The organism is Streptomyces sp. NPDC046379, assembly GCF_055587785.1.
Genome location: NZ_JBVJFP010000001.1, coordinates 1 through 15434 on the forward strand (window position 1 = coordinate 1; position 15434 = coordinate 15434).

Sequence of the window (15434 nt, forward strand, 5' to 3'; positions counted from 1 at the left end):
TCTTTTGGGGGGGTGGGGGGTTTTCTTCTTCCTCGGGGGGTTGTTGGGGAGGGACACTGCTTCCCCTCCTTTGGGGGGGGGAGGGGGGGGGGGGGGGGGGGGGGCGTTGTTCCCCCCCCCCCCCACCGCGCTCTGCACGCGCACGCCCCCGCAACGGAAGGCGACGCCCCTCGTACTGATCGCCGCACGTCCGACTACTGGTCGCCGTACGTCCGACTACTGGTCGCGGTACATCTCCGCCACCAGGAACGCCAGGTCCAGCGACTGGCTGCGGTTCAGCCGCGGGTCGCAGGCGGTCTCGTAGCGCTGGTGCAGGTCGTCGACGAAGATCTCGTCGCCGCCGCCCACGCACTCGGTGACGTCGTCGCCGGTCAGCTCGACGTGGATGCCGCCGGGGTGGGTGCCGAGCGCCTTGTGCACCTCGAAGAAGCCCTTGACCTCGTCGAGCACGTCGTCGAAGCGGCGGGTCTTGTGGCCGGAGGCCGCCTCGAAGGTGTTGCCGTGCATCGGATCGGTCACCCAGGCCACCGCCGCGCCGGACGCCGTGACCTTCTCGACCAGCTCGGGGAGCCGGTCGCGGATCTTGTCGGCGCCCATCCGGACGATGAAGGTCAGCCGGCCCGGGTCGCGATCCGGGTCGAGGCGCTCGATGTACTGGAGCGCCTCCTCGGCCGTGGTCGTCGGGCCGAGCTTGATGCCGATCGGGTTGCGGATGCGGGACGCGAACTCGATGTGCGCGTGGTCCAGCTGCCGGGTGCGCTCGCCGATCCACACCATGTGCGCGGAGACGTCGTACAGCTCACCGGTGCGGGAGTCGACACGGGTCAGCGCGGACTCGTAGTCGAGCAGCAGCGCCTCGTGCGAGGAGTAGAACTCGACGGTCTTGAACTCCTCCGGGTCCGCCCCGCAGGCGTGCATGAAGTGGAGCGCGTTGTCGATCTCGCGGGCGAGCTGTTCGTAGCGCTGGCCGGAGGGGGACGACTTGACGAAGTCCTGGTTCCAGGCGTGCACCTGGCGCAGGTCGGCGTAGCCGCCGGTGGTGAAGGCGCGGACCAGGTTCAGCGTGGAGGCGGACGCGTGGTACATCCGCTTCAGCCGCTCGGGGTCCGGGATCCGGGCCTCTTCCGTGAAGGCGAAGCCGTTGACGGAGTCGCCCCGGTACGAGGGCAGCGTGACGCCGTCGCGTGTCTCGGTCGACTTGGAGCGCGGCTTGGAGTACTGCCCCGCGATCCGGCCCACCTTCACGACCGGGACGGAGGCGGCGTACGTGAGGACGGCGCCCATCTGGAGGAGGGTCTTGAGCTTGTTGCGGATCTGGTCGGCGGACACCGCGTCGAACGCCTCGGCGCAGTCGCCGCCCTGGAGAAGGAACGCCTCTCCCTTGGCGACGGCCGCCATGCGGGCGCGCAGCTGGTCGCACTCGCCCGCGAAGACCAGGGGCGGATACGACTCGAGGTCCGCGATCACTGCGCGCAGAGCCTCGGGGTCCGGGTATTCGGGCTGCTGCGCCGCGGGCAGGTTTCGCCAGGTGTTGCCGGCACTGTGGCTGGTCTTAGCGTTCACGGTCACGACCTCAACATTACGGGGTGATGTCCCCGGCTCCGCCCCCTTGCCCAGGAAATGAGACGCCGGATACGTCCCGCGGACGCCGCCGCGAAGGGTGCGGTAGGGTCGGCCCCATGTTCGCGCACTCGACCCAGAACTGGTGGTGGACCGCTTCTCCGGCGGCCCACTGACTGCGCGTACGCACGACTTCGCGAAGGCCGCCCGGAGGGGCGGCCTTCGGCGTTTGCGGACGCGGGTCGCTCCTCCTCACCGAGAGAAGGACACGACCGATGCATCTGCTCGATCTGCTGGACGACCCCCGTCCGTTCGCTCTGCTGCGCCGCCGCACCCCCGGTCACGACCACGACGTCGTGGAGCTGCTGGTCGGCCCGGTCGCCGTGCGCGAGCGGCTCGCCGACCTGCCCGACGAGGGCCTCGCCCTGATCCCCTTCCGCCAGATCCGCGAGCGCGGGTTCGACGTCCGCGACGACGGCACCCCCCTGACCGTGCTGATCCCCGAGGAGCGCCACGAGATCCCGCTCGCCGAGGCGCTGGACGCCCTTCCGGCGCACGAGGTGCGCGTCGAGGGCGGCGGCTTCGACGTCGGGGACGAGGAGTACGCCCGGATCGTGGGGCGGGTGCTGCGCGAGGAGATCGGGCGGGGCGAGGGGGCCAACTTCGTCATCCGGCGGACGTACGAGGGGGCGATCCCCGGGTTCGGGCGGGCCGACGCGCTCGCGCTGTTCCGGCGGCTGCTGGACGGCGAGCGGGGCGCGTACTGGACGTTCGTGGTGCACACCGGCGACCGGACGCTGGTCGGGGCCAGCCCCGAGGTGCACGTGCGGATGACGGGCGGCACCGTCGTGATGAACCCGATCAGCGGCACGTACCGCTATCCCGCCGAGGGACCCACCCCGGAACACCTGCTCGACTTCCTCGCCGACGGCAAGGAGATCGAGGAGCTGTCGATGGTCGTGGACGAGGAACTGAAGATGATGTGCACCGTCGGCGACCGGGGCGGCGTCGTCGTCGGGCCCCGGCTCAAGGAGATGGCGCACCTCGCGCACACCGAGTACGAGCTGCGCGGCAGGTCCTCGCTGGACGTGCGCGAGGTGCTGAAGGAGACGATGTTCGCGGCGACGGTCACCGGCTCGCCGGTGCAGAACGCCTGCCGGGTGATCGAGCGGCACGAGAACGGCGGGCGCGGCTACTACGCCGGCGCCCTCGCGCTGATCGGCCGGGACCCGGGCGGCGCGCAGACCCTCGACTCGCCGATCCTCATCCGCACCGCCGACATCGACGCGTCCGGCCGGCTGCGCGTCCCGGTCGGGGCCACCCTCGTGCGCGGCTCGGACCCGGCGGGCGAGGTGGCCGAGACCCACGCCAAGGCGGCCGGGGTGCTCTCCGCCCTCGGCGTGCGCCCGTCCCGGTCGCACGCGCAGGGGGCGCGGCCCCGGCTGGCGGACGATCCCCGGGTGCGGGCGGCGCTGGACGGGCGGCGGGCGTCGCTGGCGCCGTTCTGGCTGCGGATGCAGGAGCCGGCCGACGCGGTGACCGGGCACGCGCTGGTCGTCGACGGCGAGGACACCTTCACGGCGATGCTGGGTCATGTGCTGCGCTCGGCGGGCCTGGAGGTGACCGTGCGGCGGTACGACGAGCCGGGGCTGCGGGAAGCGGCCCTCGCCCACGAGGGTCCGCTCGTGCTGGGCCCCGGCCCCGGCGACCCGTCCGACCGGGACGACCCGAAGATGCGGTTCCTGCGCGCGCTGACCGCCGAGGTGCTGGGCGCCCACCCGCACGGCGTGCTCGGCGTCTGTCTCGGGCACGAGCTGATCGCGGCCGAACTGGGGCTGGACATCGTGCGCAAGGAGGTGCCGTACCAGGGGGCGCAGGTGGAGATCGACCTGTTCGGGCGCGGCGAGACCGTCGGCTTCTACAACAGCTTCGTGGCCCGCTGCGACGACGGGGCGGCCGGTGAGCTGGCGGCGCGCGGGGTGGAGGTCAGCCGGAGCGGGGCGTACGAGGTGCACGCCCTGCGCGGGCCCGGGTTCGCCGGGGTGCAGTTCCACCCCGAGTCGGTGCTGACGCTCAACGGCGCCGGCCTGGTCCGGAAGCTGGTGGGTCAGCTGCGCGGCGCCAGCACGTTCTCCGAGCGGCGGCCCGCCGTGTAGTCGAGGACGTTGCGCACCGTGGTCTTTACGATCTGGCCGACCGCCTCCCGGGTGTAGTACGCCTGGTGGGAGGTGACCAGGACGTTGGGGAACGTGACGAGGCGGGCCAGGGTGTCGTCCTCGACGGCTTCCAGGGACTTGTCCAGGAAGAACAGCCCTGCCTCCGCCTCGTACACGTCGAGGCCGACGCCGGTGAAGCGGCCGGCGCGCAGTTCGTGGACCAGGGCGGCGGTGTCGACGAGGCCGCCGCGGCTGGAGTTGACCAGGATCGCGTCGTCCTTCATGGTCCGCAGCGCGGCGGCGTCGATCAGGTGCAGCGTCTGCGGCATCAGCGGCACGTTCAGGCTGACCAGGTCGGACTCGGCGAGGAGCCGCTCCTTGGGCACGTACGTCATGCCCAGCTCCAGGCAGGCGGGGTTCTCGGCGATGTCCCAGCCGAGCAGCCTCATGCCGAAGCCGTGGGCGATCCGGGCGAACGCCTCGCCGATCTTGCCGGTGCCGAGGACGCCCGCGGTGCGGCCGTGCAGGTCGCGGCCCATCAGCCCGTCGAGCCGGAAGTCGAAGTCGCGGGTGCGGTTCGAGGCGCGGACGACCCGCCGGTTGACGGCCATGGCGAGGGTCCAGGCGAACTCGGCGACCGAGTACGGCGAGTAGTACGACACCCGGGCCACGGTCAGGCCGAGGCGCTCGGCGGTCTTCAGGTCGATGTTGTTGAAGCCGGTGGAGCGCTGGGCGATCATCCGCGTCCCGCCGGCCGCGAGGATCTCCAGGACGGGCCCGCCGAGGTCGGCGTTGACGCTGCTTGAGACGATCTCGTGGCCGGCGGCGATGGGGGCGGTGTCCTGGTTGAGGAAGACGTCGAGGCAGCGGACCGGGTGGTGGTCCCGGAAGGCGTCCTCGATCAGCGGCCTCTCGTCGGCCTGGACGCCGAACGCGAGAATCTCCAAGGTGGCCCTCCGGGGTGCTCGGGTGACTTCCTGTGCTGGGTTCCCGGCCGCCGGCCGGGGAACACCCTCAGCCGAAGAAGACCCCCACTTCCGCGTACAGCTTTGGATCCACCGTCTTCAGCCGGGCCGTCGCCGCCGAGATCGGCGTGCGGACGATGTCGGTGCCGCGCAGGGCGACCATGGTGCCGAAGTCGCCGTCGCGGACGCAGTCGATGGCGTGCAGTCCGAAGCGGGTGGCGAGCCAGCGGTCGTACGGGCTGGGGCTGCCGCCGCGCTGGATGTGGCCGAGGACCGTGGTGCGGGCCTCCTTGCCGGTACGCCGCTCGATCTCGCCGGCCAGCCACTCCCCCACCCCGGACAGCCGCACCCGCCCCGAGGGGTCGGGGGAGATCTCCGTGAGCAGCGTCGTGTCGTCCTTGGGCAGCGCCCCCTCCGCGACCACCACGATCGGGGCGTACGAAGCCCGGAACCGGGACGTCACCCAGGCGCACACCTGGTCGACGTCGAAGCGCTGCTCGGGGATGAGGATGACGTTGGCGCCGCCGGCCAGGCCGGAGTGGAGGGCTATCCAGCCGGTGCTGCGGCCCATGACCTCGACGACGAGGACCCGCATGTGGGACTCGGCGGTGGTGTGCAGCCGGTCGATGGCCTCGGTGGCGATGCCGACGGCGGTGTCGAAACCGAAGGTGTAGTCGGTGGCGGACAGGTCGTTGTCGATCGTCTTGGGGACGCCGACGATCGGCAGGCCGTGGTCGTCGGCGAGGCGGGCGGCTGCGCCGAGGGTGCGGGAGCCGCCGACGACGATGAGGGCCTCCACCTCGTGCTTGGCGAGGTTCTCCCGGATCAGCGCGGGGCCGTTCTCCCGCTGGAGCGGGTCCAGGCGCGAGGAGCCGAGGATGGTGCCGCCGCGGGGCAGGGTGCCGCGGACGGCGGGGATGTCCAGGCGCGTGACGTCGCCGTCGAGCGGACCGCGCCAGCCGTCCCGGAAGCCGACGAACTCGTAGCCGTACTCCTGGACGCCCTTGCGGACGACGGCCCGGATGACGGCGTTGAGCCCCGGGCAGTCGCCGCCGCCGGTCAGTACTCCCACTCGCATGACAGATCCCTTCGTCGGGTGTCCTTCACGCTAGCGGCGAATGCCTCACTCGTCGTCGAGACCGCGCTCTATCGCGTACCGCACCAGCTCCACCCGGTTGTGCAGCTGGAGCTTGCCGAGCGTGTTCTGGACGTGGTTCTGGACGGTGCGGTGGGAGATGACCAGCCGTTCGGCGATCTGCTTGTAGCTCAGGCCCTTGGCGACCAGGCGCAGCACCTCGGTCTCCCGGTCGGTCAGCCGGGGCGTGTTCGGGTCGTCGGCGTCCGGGCCCGCGCCGCCGGGGGCGGGGTCGGAGGCCAGCCTGCGGTACTCGCCGAGGACCAGTCCGGCCAGGCCCGGGGTGAACACCGGGTCGCCCGCGGCCGTGCGGCGCACCGCGTCCAGCAGTTCCTCGGTGGACGCCGACTTCAGCAGGTAGCCGGTGGCGCCCGACTTGACGGCCTCCAGCACGTCGGCGTGCTCGCCGCTCGCGGAGAGCACCAGCACCCGCAGCGCCGGGTTGTGGGCGACCAGCTCCTTGCAGACCTGGACGCCGGGCTTGACCGGCAGGTTCAGGTCGAGGACGAGGACGTCGGGAGCGGCGGCCTTGGCGCGGCGGACGGCCTGCTCGCCGTCGCCCGCTGTGGCGACCACGTCGAAGCCGGACTCGCCCAGGTCGCGGGCGACGGCGTCGCGCCACATCGGGTGGTCGTCCACGACCATCACCTTGATCGGGCCCTGCTCACTCATCGCCGTTCCGCCTTCCCCCGTGCCGTCCGCTTGTCCTGCCGTTCCTTCGGAACCCTCAGTTCGACCTCCGTGCCCTGCCCCGGCACCGAGATCACCTCCGCCGTGCCGCCGAGGTCGCGCAGCCGGCCGCGGATGGACAGGGCCACGCCCATCCGTCCCTCGCCCTCGGCCTGCGCGAGCCGACCCTCGGGGATGCCTGGCCCGTCGTCCCGTACCGTCACGATCACCTCGCCGGGCTCGTCCTCGACCAGGATCCAGGCCCGGGCGCCCTCCCCGGCGTGCCGGCGGACGTTGTCCAGGGCCGCCCCGACGGCCGCGGCCAGTTCACGGGCGGCGGGCGGCGGCAGCGGCACCGGGGCGCCTGGCTCGGCCAGGCTCACCCGGGCGCCGGCGTACGGGGCGAGCAGCCCGCGCAGGTCGACGGGGGCGCCGGCGTCCTCCGGCTCCTCCACGGCCCGGACGACCGCCCCCTCGGCGCTGTCCTCCGACACCCGGGAGACCGGGGAGAGGCCGCCGGAGACCAGGGTGCGCAGGGCGACCTCCTGCTCGCCCGCCATGCGGCCCAGCTCCGCGGCCTCGCCGCCGATGACCGCGCCGCGCCGCTGCACCATGGCCAGCACCTGGAGCACGCTGTCGTGGATGTCCCGGGCCAGCCGCTCGCGCTCCCTGGTCGCGGCCTCGATCTCCAGGGCGCGGGCGAGGGTGCGCTCGGAGGCGCGGGCGACCTCGACGACGTAGCCGATGGCGATGGCGGCGACCCAGACGAGGATGACGTTGTGCACGGTGTCGCGGGCCGGATTGCCGCGCTCGATCAGGTTGGCGACGGCGACCAGGGTGGAGGCGACGGCCGCCCAGCGCCAGCCGCCCTTGAGCGCGAACGCCAGCACGGAGCCGGCGGTCCAGATCGACGGCAGGGTGGGCCCGCCGGCCTCGATCCGCTCCGGGGAGTCGGCGGCCAGGGTGAGCAGGATGCCGGTGAGGGCGAGGGCGAGGTCGACGGCGAGGAAGCGCCTGGTGCAGCTCGCCGCACTGGCGACCTTGGGCAGGGTGGCCAGGGTCCACGCGGCGAGGACGGCGTAGAAGGCGACGGCGACCCAGGGGCGGGCGAACTCGTCGTAGGCGGTGCAGAACAGGCCGATCGCGTAGGCGAGGGTCAGCACCCGGTACGCGGTCAGGGCGCGCCACAGCGGCAGTTCGACCGACATCCTCATCACACGCTCGCGCCTGGCCATGTCCCCCCGCCCCGTGCCGGACCGCCTATTCGGCGTGGTCCCGCCGTGCCTGCTGTTCCTTGTCGGCCTGTTCCTTCTCCGCCTGCGCGAGGGCCGCCCGGGCCGCCTTCGCCGCTTCCTTCTCGGCCTTGGCCGCCTCCGCGATCTCCCGCTTGGCGGCGGTCGCGTACATGTCGACGTACTCCTGGCCGGAGAGCTTCATGATCTCGTACATGACCTCGTCGGTCACCGCGCGCAGCACGAAGCGGTCGTGCTCCATGCCGTGGTAGCGGCTGAAGTCCAGGGGCCGGCCGATGCGGATGCCGGGGCGCATGACCTTCGGGAGTACCTTGCCGGGCGGCTGGATCTTCTCGGTGTCGATCATCGCGACCGGGATGACGGGGGCGCCGGTGGCGAGGGCGACGCGCGCGAGGCCGCCGGGCTTGCCGCGGTAGAGGCGGCCGTCGGGCGAGCGGGTGCCCTCGGGGTAGATGCCGAACAGCTCACCGCGCTCGACGACCTCGATGCCGCTCCTGACGGCGGCCTCGCCGGCGCCGCGGGCCCCGGAGCGGTCCACCGGGAGCTGGCCGACGCCCTTGAAGAAGGCGGCGGTGAGCTTGCCCTTGACGCCGGGGGTGGTGAAGTACTCGGCCTTCGCGATGAAGGTGACCTTGCGGTCGAGGACCGCGGGCAGGAAGAACGAGTCGGAGAAGGACAGGTGGTTGCTCGCGAGGATCGCGGGTCCCTCGGCGGGCACGTTCTCCAGGCCCTCCACCCAGGGCCGGAAGACGAGCTTCAGCGGTCCCCCGATGGAAACCTTCATCGCGCCGTACAACAACCGAGTGCCTCCTGTGTCTGTGGATCAGACCTTAACCCGGCCGCCGGCCGGCGGACCCGACGGCCCTGGTCGGTGTCAGTGCGGTCGCGTACGGTGATGCACACCCGGACTCGTTCCCGCCCGCCCTCTCATGAACAGGAGACCGAAGGTGCCGGTCCTCCCCGGAGCCGAGCCCTACCGCCACGACGGCGGAGAGGTCGGCGTCCTGCTGTGCCACGGCTTCACCGGTTCCCCCCAGTCGATGCGCCCCTGGGCGGAGTACCTCGCCGCGCACGACCTGACCGTCTCCGTGCCGCTGCTGCCCGGGCACGGCACGCGCTGGGAGGACATGCAGCTCACCGGCTGGCAGGACTGGTACGCGGAGGTGGACCGGGAGCTGCGCGCCCTGCGCGAGCGCTGCGCGCGGGTGTTCGTGTGCGGTCTGTCCATGGGCGGCGCCCTCGCCCTGCGGCTCGCGGCCCGGCACGGGGACGCGGTCGGCGGCGTGGTGGTGGTCAACCCGGCCAACAAGGTCCACGGCCTGTCGGCGTACGCCCTTCCCGTCGCCCGGCACCTGGTCCGCACCACGCCCGGCGTCGCCGGGGACATCGCCAGGCCCGGCGTCGTCGAGGTGGGATACGACCGGGTCCCGCTGCACGCGGCCCACTCGCTGCGGAACTTCTTCCGGGTGGTCGACGCCGAGCTGCCGCGGGTGACCCAGCCGCTGCTGCTCCTGCGCAGCCCGCAGGACCACGTGGTGCCGCCGGCCGACTCGGCCCGCATCCTCAGCCGTGTCTCGTCCTCCGACGTGACCGAGCTGCTGCTGGAACAGAGCTACCACGTGGCGACGTTGGACCATGACGCGGACCGGATTTTCGAGGAGAGCCTCGCGTTCATCGGCCGGCTCGCACCCAGCGTCGGCAAGGAAGGGACGGCCGCAGGTGGCTGAGTTCGACTCGGAGCGCGAGGACCGTGAGGAGCGGGAAGAGCGGGAGAGGCGGGAGGGCGGCATGTCACCGGCGGGCGGGGAGGGCGCGGAGCAGAAGGTGCCCTTCGACGAGGACGCCGCCTGGGCCGCGATCGTCGCGGGGTACGGCGACGAGCCGGCGGACCCGCCGGGCGCCAAGCCGTTCAAGTCCATAGAGGACCTGGCGCTGCTGGAGGCGGAGACCAACGACGGCGACGGCGACACGGCCACCCGTCCCGAGCCGAAGAAGGACGCCCCGCAGCCGCTCGGCAGCTCCGTCACCTTCGCCCCCGGCGTCGGCGGCGCGGGCCCGCGGGACTACTCCGTGGCCGAGCCCGCGGAGGAGGACCTCGGCCCGGACGACGAGGGCCACTTCGTGCCGCCGGAGCCGCCGCCGCTGCCCGCCGCCGACGCCACCGCCAAGTTCGCCTGGCTCGGCGTGCTGGGCGGGCCGCTGCTGCTTCTGCTGGCGGTGCTGCTCGGCTGGCACATGACGTGGTGGCTGAGCACGCTGGCCATCGGCGGCTTCCTCGGCGGCTTCGCCACGCTGGTGATGCGGATGCGCACGGACGACGAGGACGAGGACGACCCGGGGCGCGGCGCCGTGGTGTGAGCGGGCGTGCGCCGCGTCAGGCGGCGGGCACGCGGAGGGCGGCCAGGACGGGCAGGTGGTCCGTGGCCGCCCTCAGCTCGTGCGGGCCGACGCCGGGCAGGCCGGTGGGCACGCCGCAGCCCAGCACCTCGACGCCCTTGGTGGCGAAGACGGCGTCGATGCGGCGGTCGGGCGCGGTCGCGGGGAAGGTGTGCTCGCCGCCCCAGGGCGCGGTGGCCCAGCAGTCCTGCAGTTCGTCGGCCAGCCGCCGGAACGTGGGCCCGTCCGGCCGCTCGTTGAGGTCGCCACCGGCGATCGCGTGCGGGACGCCGAGCGCGGCGAGCCGGTCCAGCAGCATCCCGCCCTGCTCGTGCCGCTCCTGCCGCTCCAGCGACAGATGGCAGCTGACGACCCCGAGCCGGACGGCGCCGAAGCGGACCACGGCGGTGGCCAGGCCGCGCCGGTGCTGTCCGGGGGTGAGGGGCAGCAGGACGTCCTCGGTGCGCTCGACGGTCGTGCGCAGGGAGCACAGCAGCGCGGGTCCCGCGGCAGTGCCGCCGCCGGAGAGGGTGACCAGGCCGGTGGCGGCGGCGAGCCGGGCGAGTTTCTTGCGCCACCGGAAGAACCGGGGCGCCTCCTGGACGAGGACCAGGTCGGGGGCGCACGCGCGGATCACCCGGGCGAGCGCGTCGGTGTCGTCGCGCAGGGAGCGGACGTTGTAGCCGAGGACCCGCACGACGGCGGAGCCGTCGTCCTCGGTACGGGAGTCGGGCAGGGGACTCGTCGCCATGCGGATCAAGATACGACGTTGCCCGCCGCGCCCGGACAGGGCTCGGCGGGCAGGGTCGCGGCACGGACCGAAGCGGCCGTCACATGATCGGGTCGGGCTCCCGGGCCAGGTCCGCCGCGCCGACGAGGCCGGCCTTGTTGCCGAGCTGGGCGGCGATCACGTCGGCGACGGGACGCCAGTTGCCGCCGACCAGCCAGCGCTTGTACGACTTGCGGATCGGGTCGAGCACCAGGTCGCCCTCGTCGGAGAGGCCGCCGCCGACGATGAACGCCGACGGGTCGAACAGGGAGGCCAGGTCGGCCAGGCCGGCGCCGGCCCAGCGGGCCAGCTCGCGGTAGGAGTCGACGGCGACCGGGCAGCCCTGGCGGGCGGCCATGGAGATGTGCTTGCCCTCGATGCCGTCCGGGGTGCCGTCGCCGAGCGCGAGCAGCACCTCGGCGCGCTCGGGGGTGGCGTTGGCGCGCTGCTTGGCGTACCGGACGAGGGCGCGGCCGGAGGCGTACTGCTCCCAGCAGCCCTGCGAACCGCAGCCGCACAGCAGTCCGTCCGGCACCATGCGGATGTGGCCGAACTCCGCGGCCACGCCGAAGTGCCCGCGGCGCAGCTTGTTGCCGATGATGATGCCGCCGCCGAGGCCGGTGCCGAGCGTGATGCAGATGACGTTGCGGTGGCCCTTGCCCGCGCCGAACTTGTACTCGCCCCAGGCGGCCGCGTTGGCGTCGTTCTCGACGACGACCGGCAGGCCCACGCGGGCCTCGACCTTGTCCTTGAGCGGTTCGTTGCGCCAGTCGATGTTCGGCGCGAAGTAGACCTCGGAACGCTGGCGGTTGACGTACCCGGCGGCGCCGATGCCCACGCCGACGATCTCGTGCCCGGCACGCGCGCCCTCCACCGCCGAGGCGATGGCGTCCACGATCGCCTCGGGCGTGCCCGGGGTCGGCACCTTGTGGGTCGAGAGGATGTTGCCTTCCTCGTCGACCACGCCGGCCGCGATCTTCGTGCCGCCGATGTCGACGCCGATGGTGAGTCCCATGAATCCCTCAGTTTCGGTCGAGCCCCGCTACGGCCAACCGTACCCGAGGCCCTGCCGTCGGGGCTGCCGTCGTCCACTCCCCGGGCAGGGTCGATCACACACGGTCAGTCCAGGTCGATGCGGTGACCGGGGGCCGGGCCGTCCTCGTCGCCGGGGACGTCGAGGTCGGGGCCCGGGCCGGCGTCGCGGGCGGTCCAGCGCTGCTCCTGGGTCTCGACGGCGGAGCGGTAGGCGGCGAGCAGTTCCTGGCCGGCGGCGGCGAGGTGGTCGAAGACGCGCGGGTTGCGTTCGATGACCGGTTCGACGGCGGCCCTGGCCTGCTGGACGACCTGCTGCACCACCTGCTGGGCGGCGGGTCCGGCGACGGCGCCGAGCAACGGGTTCTGCAGTGCGGTCAGCCGGTCCGCGACGGTGTCGACGAGCCGGCGCAGTTCCTCGGCGGCGGAGCCGGGCGCGCGGCCCTGCTCGGCGCGGCGACGGGCCTTCTCGGCCTCCAGGTCCTCGGCGCAGGCGGTCGCCCAGGCGTCGGCGTCCGCCGTGGGGCGCGGGGCGTGGTCCGTGCGCTCCTCGGCGGGGTCGGACGGGGGACGCTCTTCGCTCATGGCGGGCTCCTGACTGCGTTCTCGCGCGGCGGGCGGCCGTTCCTACGACGGTACCCGAACGGGCGCGGCGCTTTCACCGGCTCGTGGGCCACAGTCGCGGGTCCGGCGCGCAGCGCACCCGCAGCTCGCCCTCGTGCAGTCCCGCGCCCTGGACGGTGCAGCGGCGCAGGGCGGAGGGAAGGGGGACGATCCGGCGGAACGGGCCCGCGGTGACGACGAGTTCGTCGCCGCGCCGGACGAGGTCGAGGTCGTCGCGGACGGCGCCGGGCAGGGGGATGCTCCAGACCAGCACGCCGTCCTCGGCGAGGCGGTCCGTGACGGGCCAGGCGACCGCGGAGGACGCCGCGCCGGGCGGCGGCACGGGCAGGGCGGCGAGGTCGTCGACGCCGCGCGGGTCGCGGCCGAGGTGGGGGACGGTGTGCACGTCGTGGCAGGCGCGCCACTCGTCGAGGATCTTGCGCTGCTGGGCGACGGGGCCGGCGAGCCAGGGGTCGGCGGTGTCCTCGGGCAGGACGCGGCCGGCGACCAGGGCGTCGGCGCGCAGGCCGCGCAGGGCGAGGCCGAGGCGGGCGGTGTGCACGGCGTCGGCACCGGCCCAGGTGGGCTCGGCGACCAGCCGCACGGAGGTGTCCGGGTCGGCGAGGACGGCCTCGGTCGCGGCCAGTTCGACGTCCCAGCGGGCGGCGGCCTCGTAGAGCGCCTCGGCGGGCAGGGGGACGCCGGCGAGGCGGCCGAGGACGGGGCGCAGGGCGCGGGCGGCCTGTCGTTCGGGCGGCAGCAGCCGGCGCAGATAGCGGCGCAGTTGCTCGGGCAGGGCGAGCAGGGCGAGGGCGGCCGGGGTGGGCGGGAGGTCGGCCACGACGAGGTCGTGGTCGCCGGAGAGGGCGGCGTCGCGCAGGGCGCGCAGGGCGGCGAGTTCGCCGGCGCCGGGCAGCGGGGTGAGTTCCTCGGCGTCCAGCCGGACCGCGCCGAGCAGGTCGAGGGCGGCGGTGGCCCGGTCCTGGAGGGCGGTGAGGCCGTCGCGGAAGCCGGCGGCGGCGTCGGGGCGCAGGACGGTGAGGCGAGGGGCGACGGTCACCGGGGCCGGGCCGGTCGCGGTGCCGAGGACCGCGCCGAGGGTGTCGGCGGGGTCGGTGCCGAGCAGCAGGGTCCGGGCGCCCTCGCGGGCGGCGGCGAGCGCGGTGGCGGCGGCGACGGTCGTACGGCCACTGCCGCCGGGGCCGGTGATCAGGAGGGTGCGCATGAGGGGGAACGGTACCGGGAGGTCCGGATCACCCCGGTTCCGTGGATCCCGGGAGCCTCCGGGAGGCCGGCTCCACCTCGGCTCCGGTTCGGACGGGGCTCTGCCTCCGGCTCCGGCTCCGGCTCCGGCTCCGGCTCCGGGAGGCTAGCGGCCGGCTTCCACGCGCTTCTTCAGTCCGGCGAGCGCCCGGTCGGTGATGACCTTCTCGGCCTTGCGCTTGATCATGCCGAGCATGGGGATCTTGACGTCGACGGTCAGCCGGTAGGTCACCTCGGTGGCGCCGGGGCCGGCCGGCCTGAGCACGTAGGAGCCGTCGAGGGAGCGCAGCATCTGGGACTTCACCAGCGTCCAGGAGACCTCGTGGTCGCCGGTCCAGGTGTAGGCGAGGGTCTGGTCGTCCTTGATCGCGCCGGCGTCCATGACCAGCCGGACCTGCTCGGCGCGGCCCTGCCCGTCGGTCTCGAGGATCTCGGCCTCCTTGACCTCACCGGTCCAGTCGGGGTACCGCTCGAAGTCGGCGATCACCGCCATGACCTCGGCCGGGGCCGCCTGGATCTCGATGCTCGAGCTGGTGTGTTCCGCCATCGCCGTGGCTCCTCCGGATCGTGCCGGTACGCGTCGTGCAGCGCGCGTGGGTGCGGTGTGAAGGCTACCGCGCGGCGACCGGCCCGCTGCCACCCCCACCTGCGCCGACTGCGGGCCTCACCACTCCAGCGCCCAGGGCCGTCCGGTGCCGGCGAAGTGCCCGACGTTCACGCACTCGGTGGCGCCGATCCGCATGCGCCGCGCGAGGGGCTGGTGGACGTGGCCGAAGAGGGCGTAGCGGGGCCGGGTGCGGCGGATGGCGTCCAGCAGGGCGCGGCTGCCGCGCTCGAAGCGCCGGGCCACGGTGTCGTACACGAGTTCGGGCACCTCCGGCGGGATGTGCGAGCAGAGCACGTCCACCTCGCCGACGGCCTCGACCTTGGCGGCGTACTCCTCGTCGCTGATCTCGTACGGGGTCCGCATGGGGGTGCGCAGACCGCCGCCGACGAAGCCGAAGACCCGGCCGGCGATCTCCACCCGCTCCCCGTCCAGCACGGTCGTGCCGGGGCGGGCGTACTCGGACCACAGGGGCGGCATGTCGACGTTGCCGTAGGTGGCGTACGTCGGGGTGGGGAACGCGGCGAACAGCTCGGCGTACTGCCTGCGCACCGCCCGCTCGATCACCGTCGCCCGGTCCTCGCCGATCCCGGCCCACAGCCGGCGGCCCAGCTCCCGGGCCTCGTCGAAGCGGCGGGCGGTGCGCAGCTCGACCAGGCGGTCGGCGTTCTCCACGCCGAAGAGGTCGGGGAAGATGCCGCGCGAGTGGTCCGCGTAGTCGAGGAAGAGGACCAGGTCGCCCAGGCAGATGAGGGCGTCCGCGCCGTCGCCGGCCCGGGCGAGGTCGCGGGCGTTGCCGTGCACGTCGCTCACCACGTGCACGCGTGTCGTGCGGCCGGGGGCCGGTGTGGATGCCATGACGATCAAGCGTAGGCGTGTGCGGCATGCGTGAACAGTGGCGGCCGGACCTGCGATTACTGGCTGGCCGATTCATCGGTGGACTACTGTGCGCGAAGGAACACCTACCCGTGTGACGCAGCGAACATCTCGCCGGACCCCCCTGTCGTAGACGCCATACCGGCGGGTAACGTCCGGGCAGTCCAGTTGTG

The 15434-nt window shown here is 73.4% G+C and carries 16 protein-coding genes; 4 read left to right on the plus strand and 12 right to left on the minus strand.

All coding sequences use genetic code 11. The features are described from left to right. Positions 1-216: 216 nt before the first annotated feature. Positions 217-1569, minus strand: coding sequence for a class II 3-deoxy-7-phosphoheptulonate synthase (locus ACZ6KF_RS00005; protein WP_356631658.1), 1353 nt, complete (start codon positions 1567-1569; stop codon positions 217-219). A 110-nt stretch (positions 1570-1679) separates the two neighbouring features. Between ACZ6KF_RS00005 and ACZ6KF_RS00010 the strand changes: the two genes are divergently transcribed. Both ACZ6KF_RS00010 and ACZ6KF_RS00015 read left to right on the plus strand, forming a co-directional pair. Continuing rightward, positions 1680-1736, plus strand: a complete 57-nt coding sequence (locus tag ACZ6KF_RS00010; protein WP_071659820.1) for a trp operon leader peptide — start codon at positions 1680-1682, stop codon at positions 1734-1736. Positions 1737-1835: 99 nt separating this feature from the next. Beyond that, positions 1836-3716, plus strand: a complete 1881-nt coding sequence (locus tag ACZ6KF_RS00015; protein ID WP_469236506.1) for an anthranilate synthase family protein — start codon at positions 1836-1838, stop codon at positions 3714-3716. Here the strand turns inward: ACZ6KF_RS00015 and ACZ6KF_RS00020 are convergent. From ACZ6KF_RS00020 to ACZ6KF_RS00040, 5 genes are all read right to left on the minus strand, one after another. Continuing rightward, positions 3668-4663, minus strand: coding sequence for a 2-hydroxyacid dehydrogenase (locus tag ACZ6KF_RS00020; RefSeq protein WP_469236508.1), 996 nt, complete (start codon positions 4661-4663; stop codon positions 3668-3670). The genes ACZ6KF_RS00015 and ACZ6KF_RS00020 overlap by 49 nt on opposite strands. A gap of 67 nt (positions 4664-4730) precedes the next feature. Then, positions 4731-5759 (minus strand): 6-phosphofructokinase, encoded by a 1029-nt coding sequence (locus tag ACZ6KF_RS00025; RefSeq protein WP_356631662.1) that lies wholly within the window; start codon positions 5757-5759, stop codon positions 4731-4733. Positions 5760-5804: 45 nt separating this feature from the next. Continuing rightward, on the minus strand, positions 5805-6488 hold the full coding sequence (locus ACZ6KF_RS00030; RefSeq protein ID WP_356631664.1) for a response regulator transcription factor: 684 nt from the start codon (positions 6486-6488) through the stop codon (positions 5805-5807). Next, positions 6485-7720: a MacS family sensor histidine kinase gene (macS, locus tag ACZ6KF_RS00035; RefSeq protein ID WP_356631666.1), complete on the minus strand. Its 1236-nt coding sequence runs from the start codon at positions 7718-7720 to the stop codon at positions 6485-6487. The genes ACZ6KF_RS00030 and macS overlap by 4 nt, the downstream gene beginning before the upstream one ends. A 25-nt stretch (positions 7721-7745) precedes the next feature. Continuing rightward, positions 7746-8522, minus strand: a complete 777-nt coding sequence (locus ACZ6KF_RS00040) for a lysophospholipid acyltransferase family protein (RefSeq protein WP_356631668.1) — start codon at positions 8520-8522, stop codon at positions 7746-7748. A gap of 163 nt (positions 8523-8685) precedes the next feature. Here ACZ6KF_RS00040 and ACZ6KF_RS00045 point away from each other — a divergent pair, with 163 nt between their 5' ends. Further along, on the plus strand, positions 8686-9465 hold the full coding sequence (locus tag ACZ6KF_RS00045; RefSeq protein WP_356631670.1) for an alpha/beta hydrolase: 780 nt from the start codon (positions 8686-8688) through the stop codon (positions 9463-9465). Beyond that, entirely contained in the window at positions 9458-10096 is a 639-nt protein-coding gene (locus tag ACZ6KF_RS00050) for a hypothetical protein (protein ID WP_469158110.1), read from the plus strand. Before ACZ6KF_RS00045 ends, ACZ6KF_RS00050 begins: the two co-directional genes overlap by 8 nt. A gap of 16 nt (positions 10097-10112) precedes the next feature. Here ACZ6KF_RS00050 and ACZ6KF_RS00055 read toward each other — a convergent pair whose 3' ends face one another. The 6 genes from ACZ6KF_RS00055 to ACZ6KF_RS00080 form a co-directional block, all read right to left on the minus strand. Further along, entirely contained in the window at positions 10113-10865 is a 753-nt protein-coding gene (locus ACZ6KF_RS00055; RefSeq protein WP_356631674.1) for an endonuclease/exonuclease/phosphatase family protein, read from the minus strand. A gap of 79 nt (positions 10866-10944) precedes the next feature. After that, complete coding sequence (locus ACZ6KF_RS00060; protein ID WP_356631676.1) at positions 10945-11898, minus strand: ROK family glucokinase; 954 nt, start codon at positions 11896-11898, stop codon at positions 10945-10947. A 104-nt stretch (positions 11899-12002) separates the two neighbouring features. Next, complete coding sequence (locus ACZ6KF_RS00065) at positions 12003-12500, minus strand: DUF5304 domain-containing protein (RefSeq protein WP_356631678.1); 498 nt, start codon at positions 12498-12500, stop codon at positions 12003-12005. Positions 12501-12573: 73 nt separating this feature from the next. Then, positions 12574-13743 carry an ArsA family ATPase gene (locus ACZ6KF_RS00070; protein ID WP_469158108.1) on the minus strand — a complete coding sequence of 390 codons (1170 nt, stop codon included), beginning with the start codon at positions 13741-13743 and terminating at the stop codon, positions 12574-12576. Between the two features lie 144 nt (positions 13744-13887). Further along, the gene (locus tag ACZ6KF_RS00075) at positions 13888-14328 is read right to left on the minus strand and encodes an SRPBCC family protein (RefSeq protein WP_356631682.1); all 441 of its coding nucleotides are present in this window, start codon (positions 14326-14328) and stop codon (positions 13888-13890) included. Positions 14329-14445: 117 nt separating this feature from the next. Beyond that, positions 14446-15243, minus strand: a complete 798-nt coding sequence (locus tag ACZ6KF_RS00080) for a metallophosphoesterase family protein (protein WP_356631684.1) — start codon at positions 15241-15243, stop codon at positions 14446-14448. Positions 15244-15434: the final 191 nt, after the last annotated feature.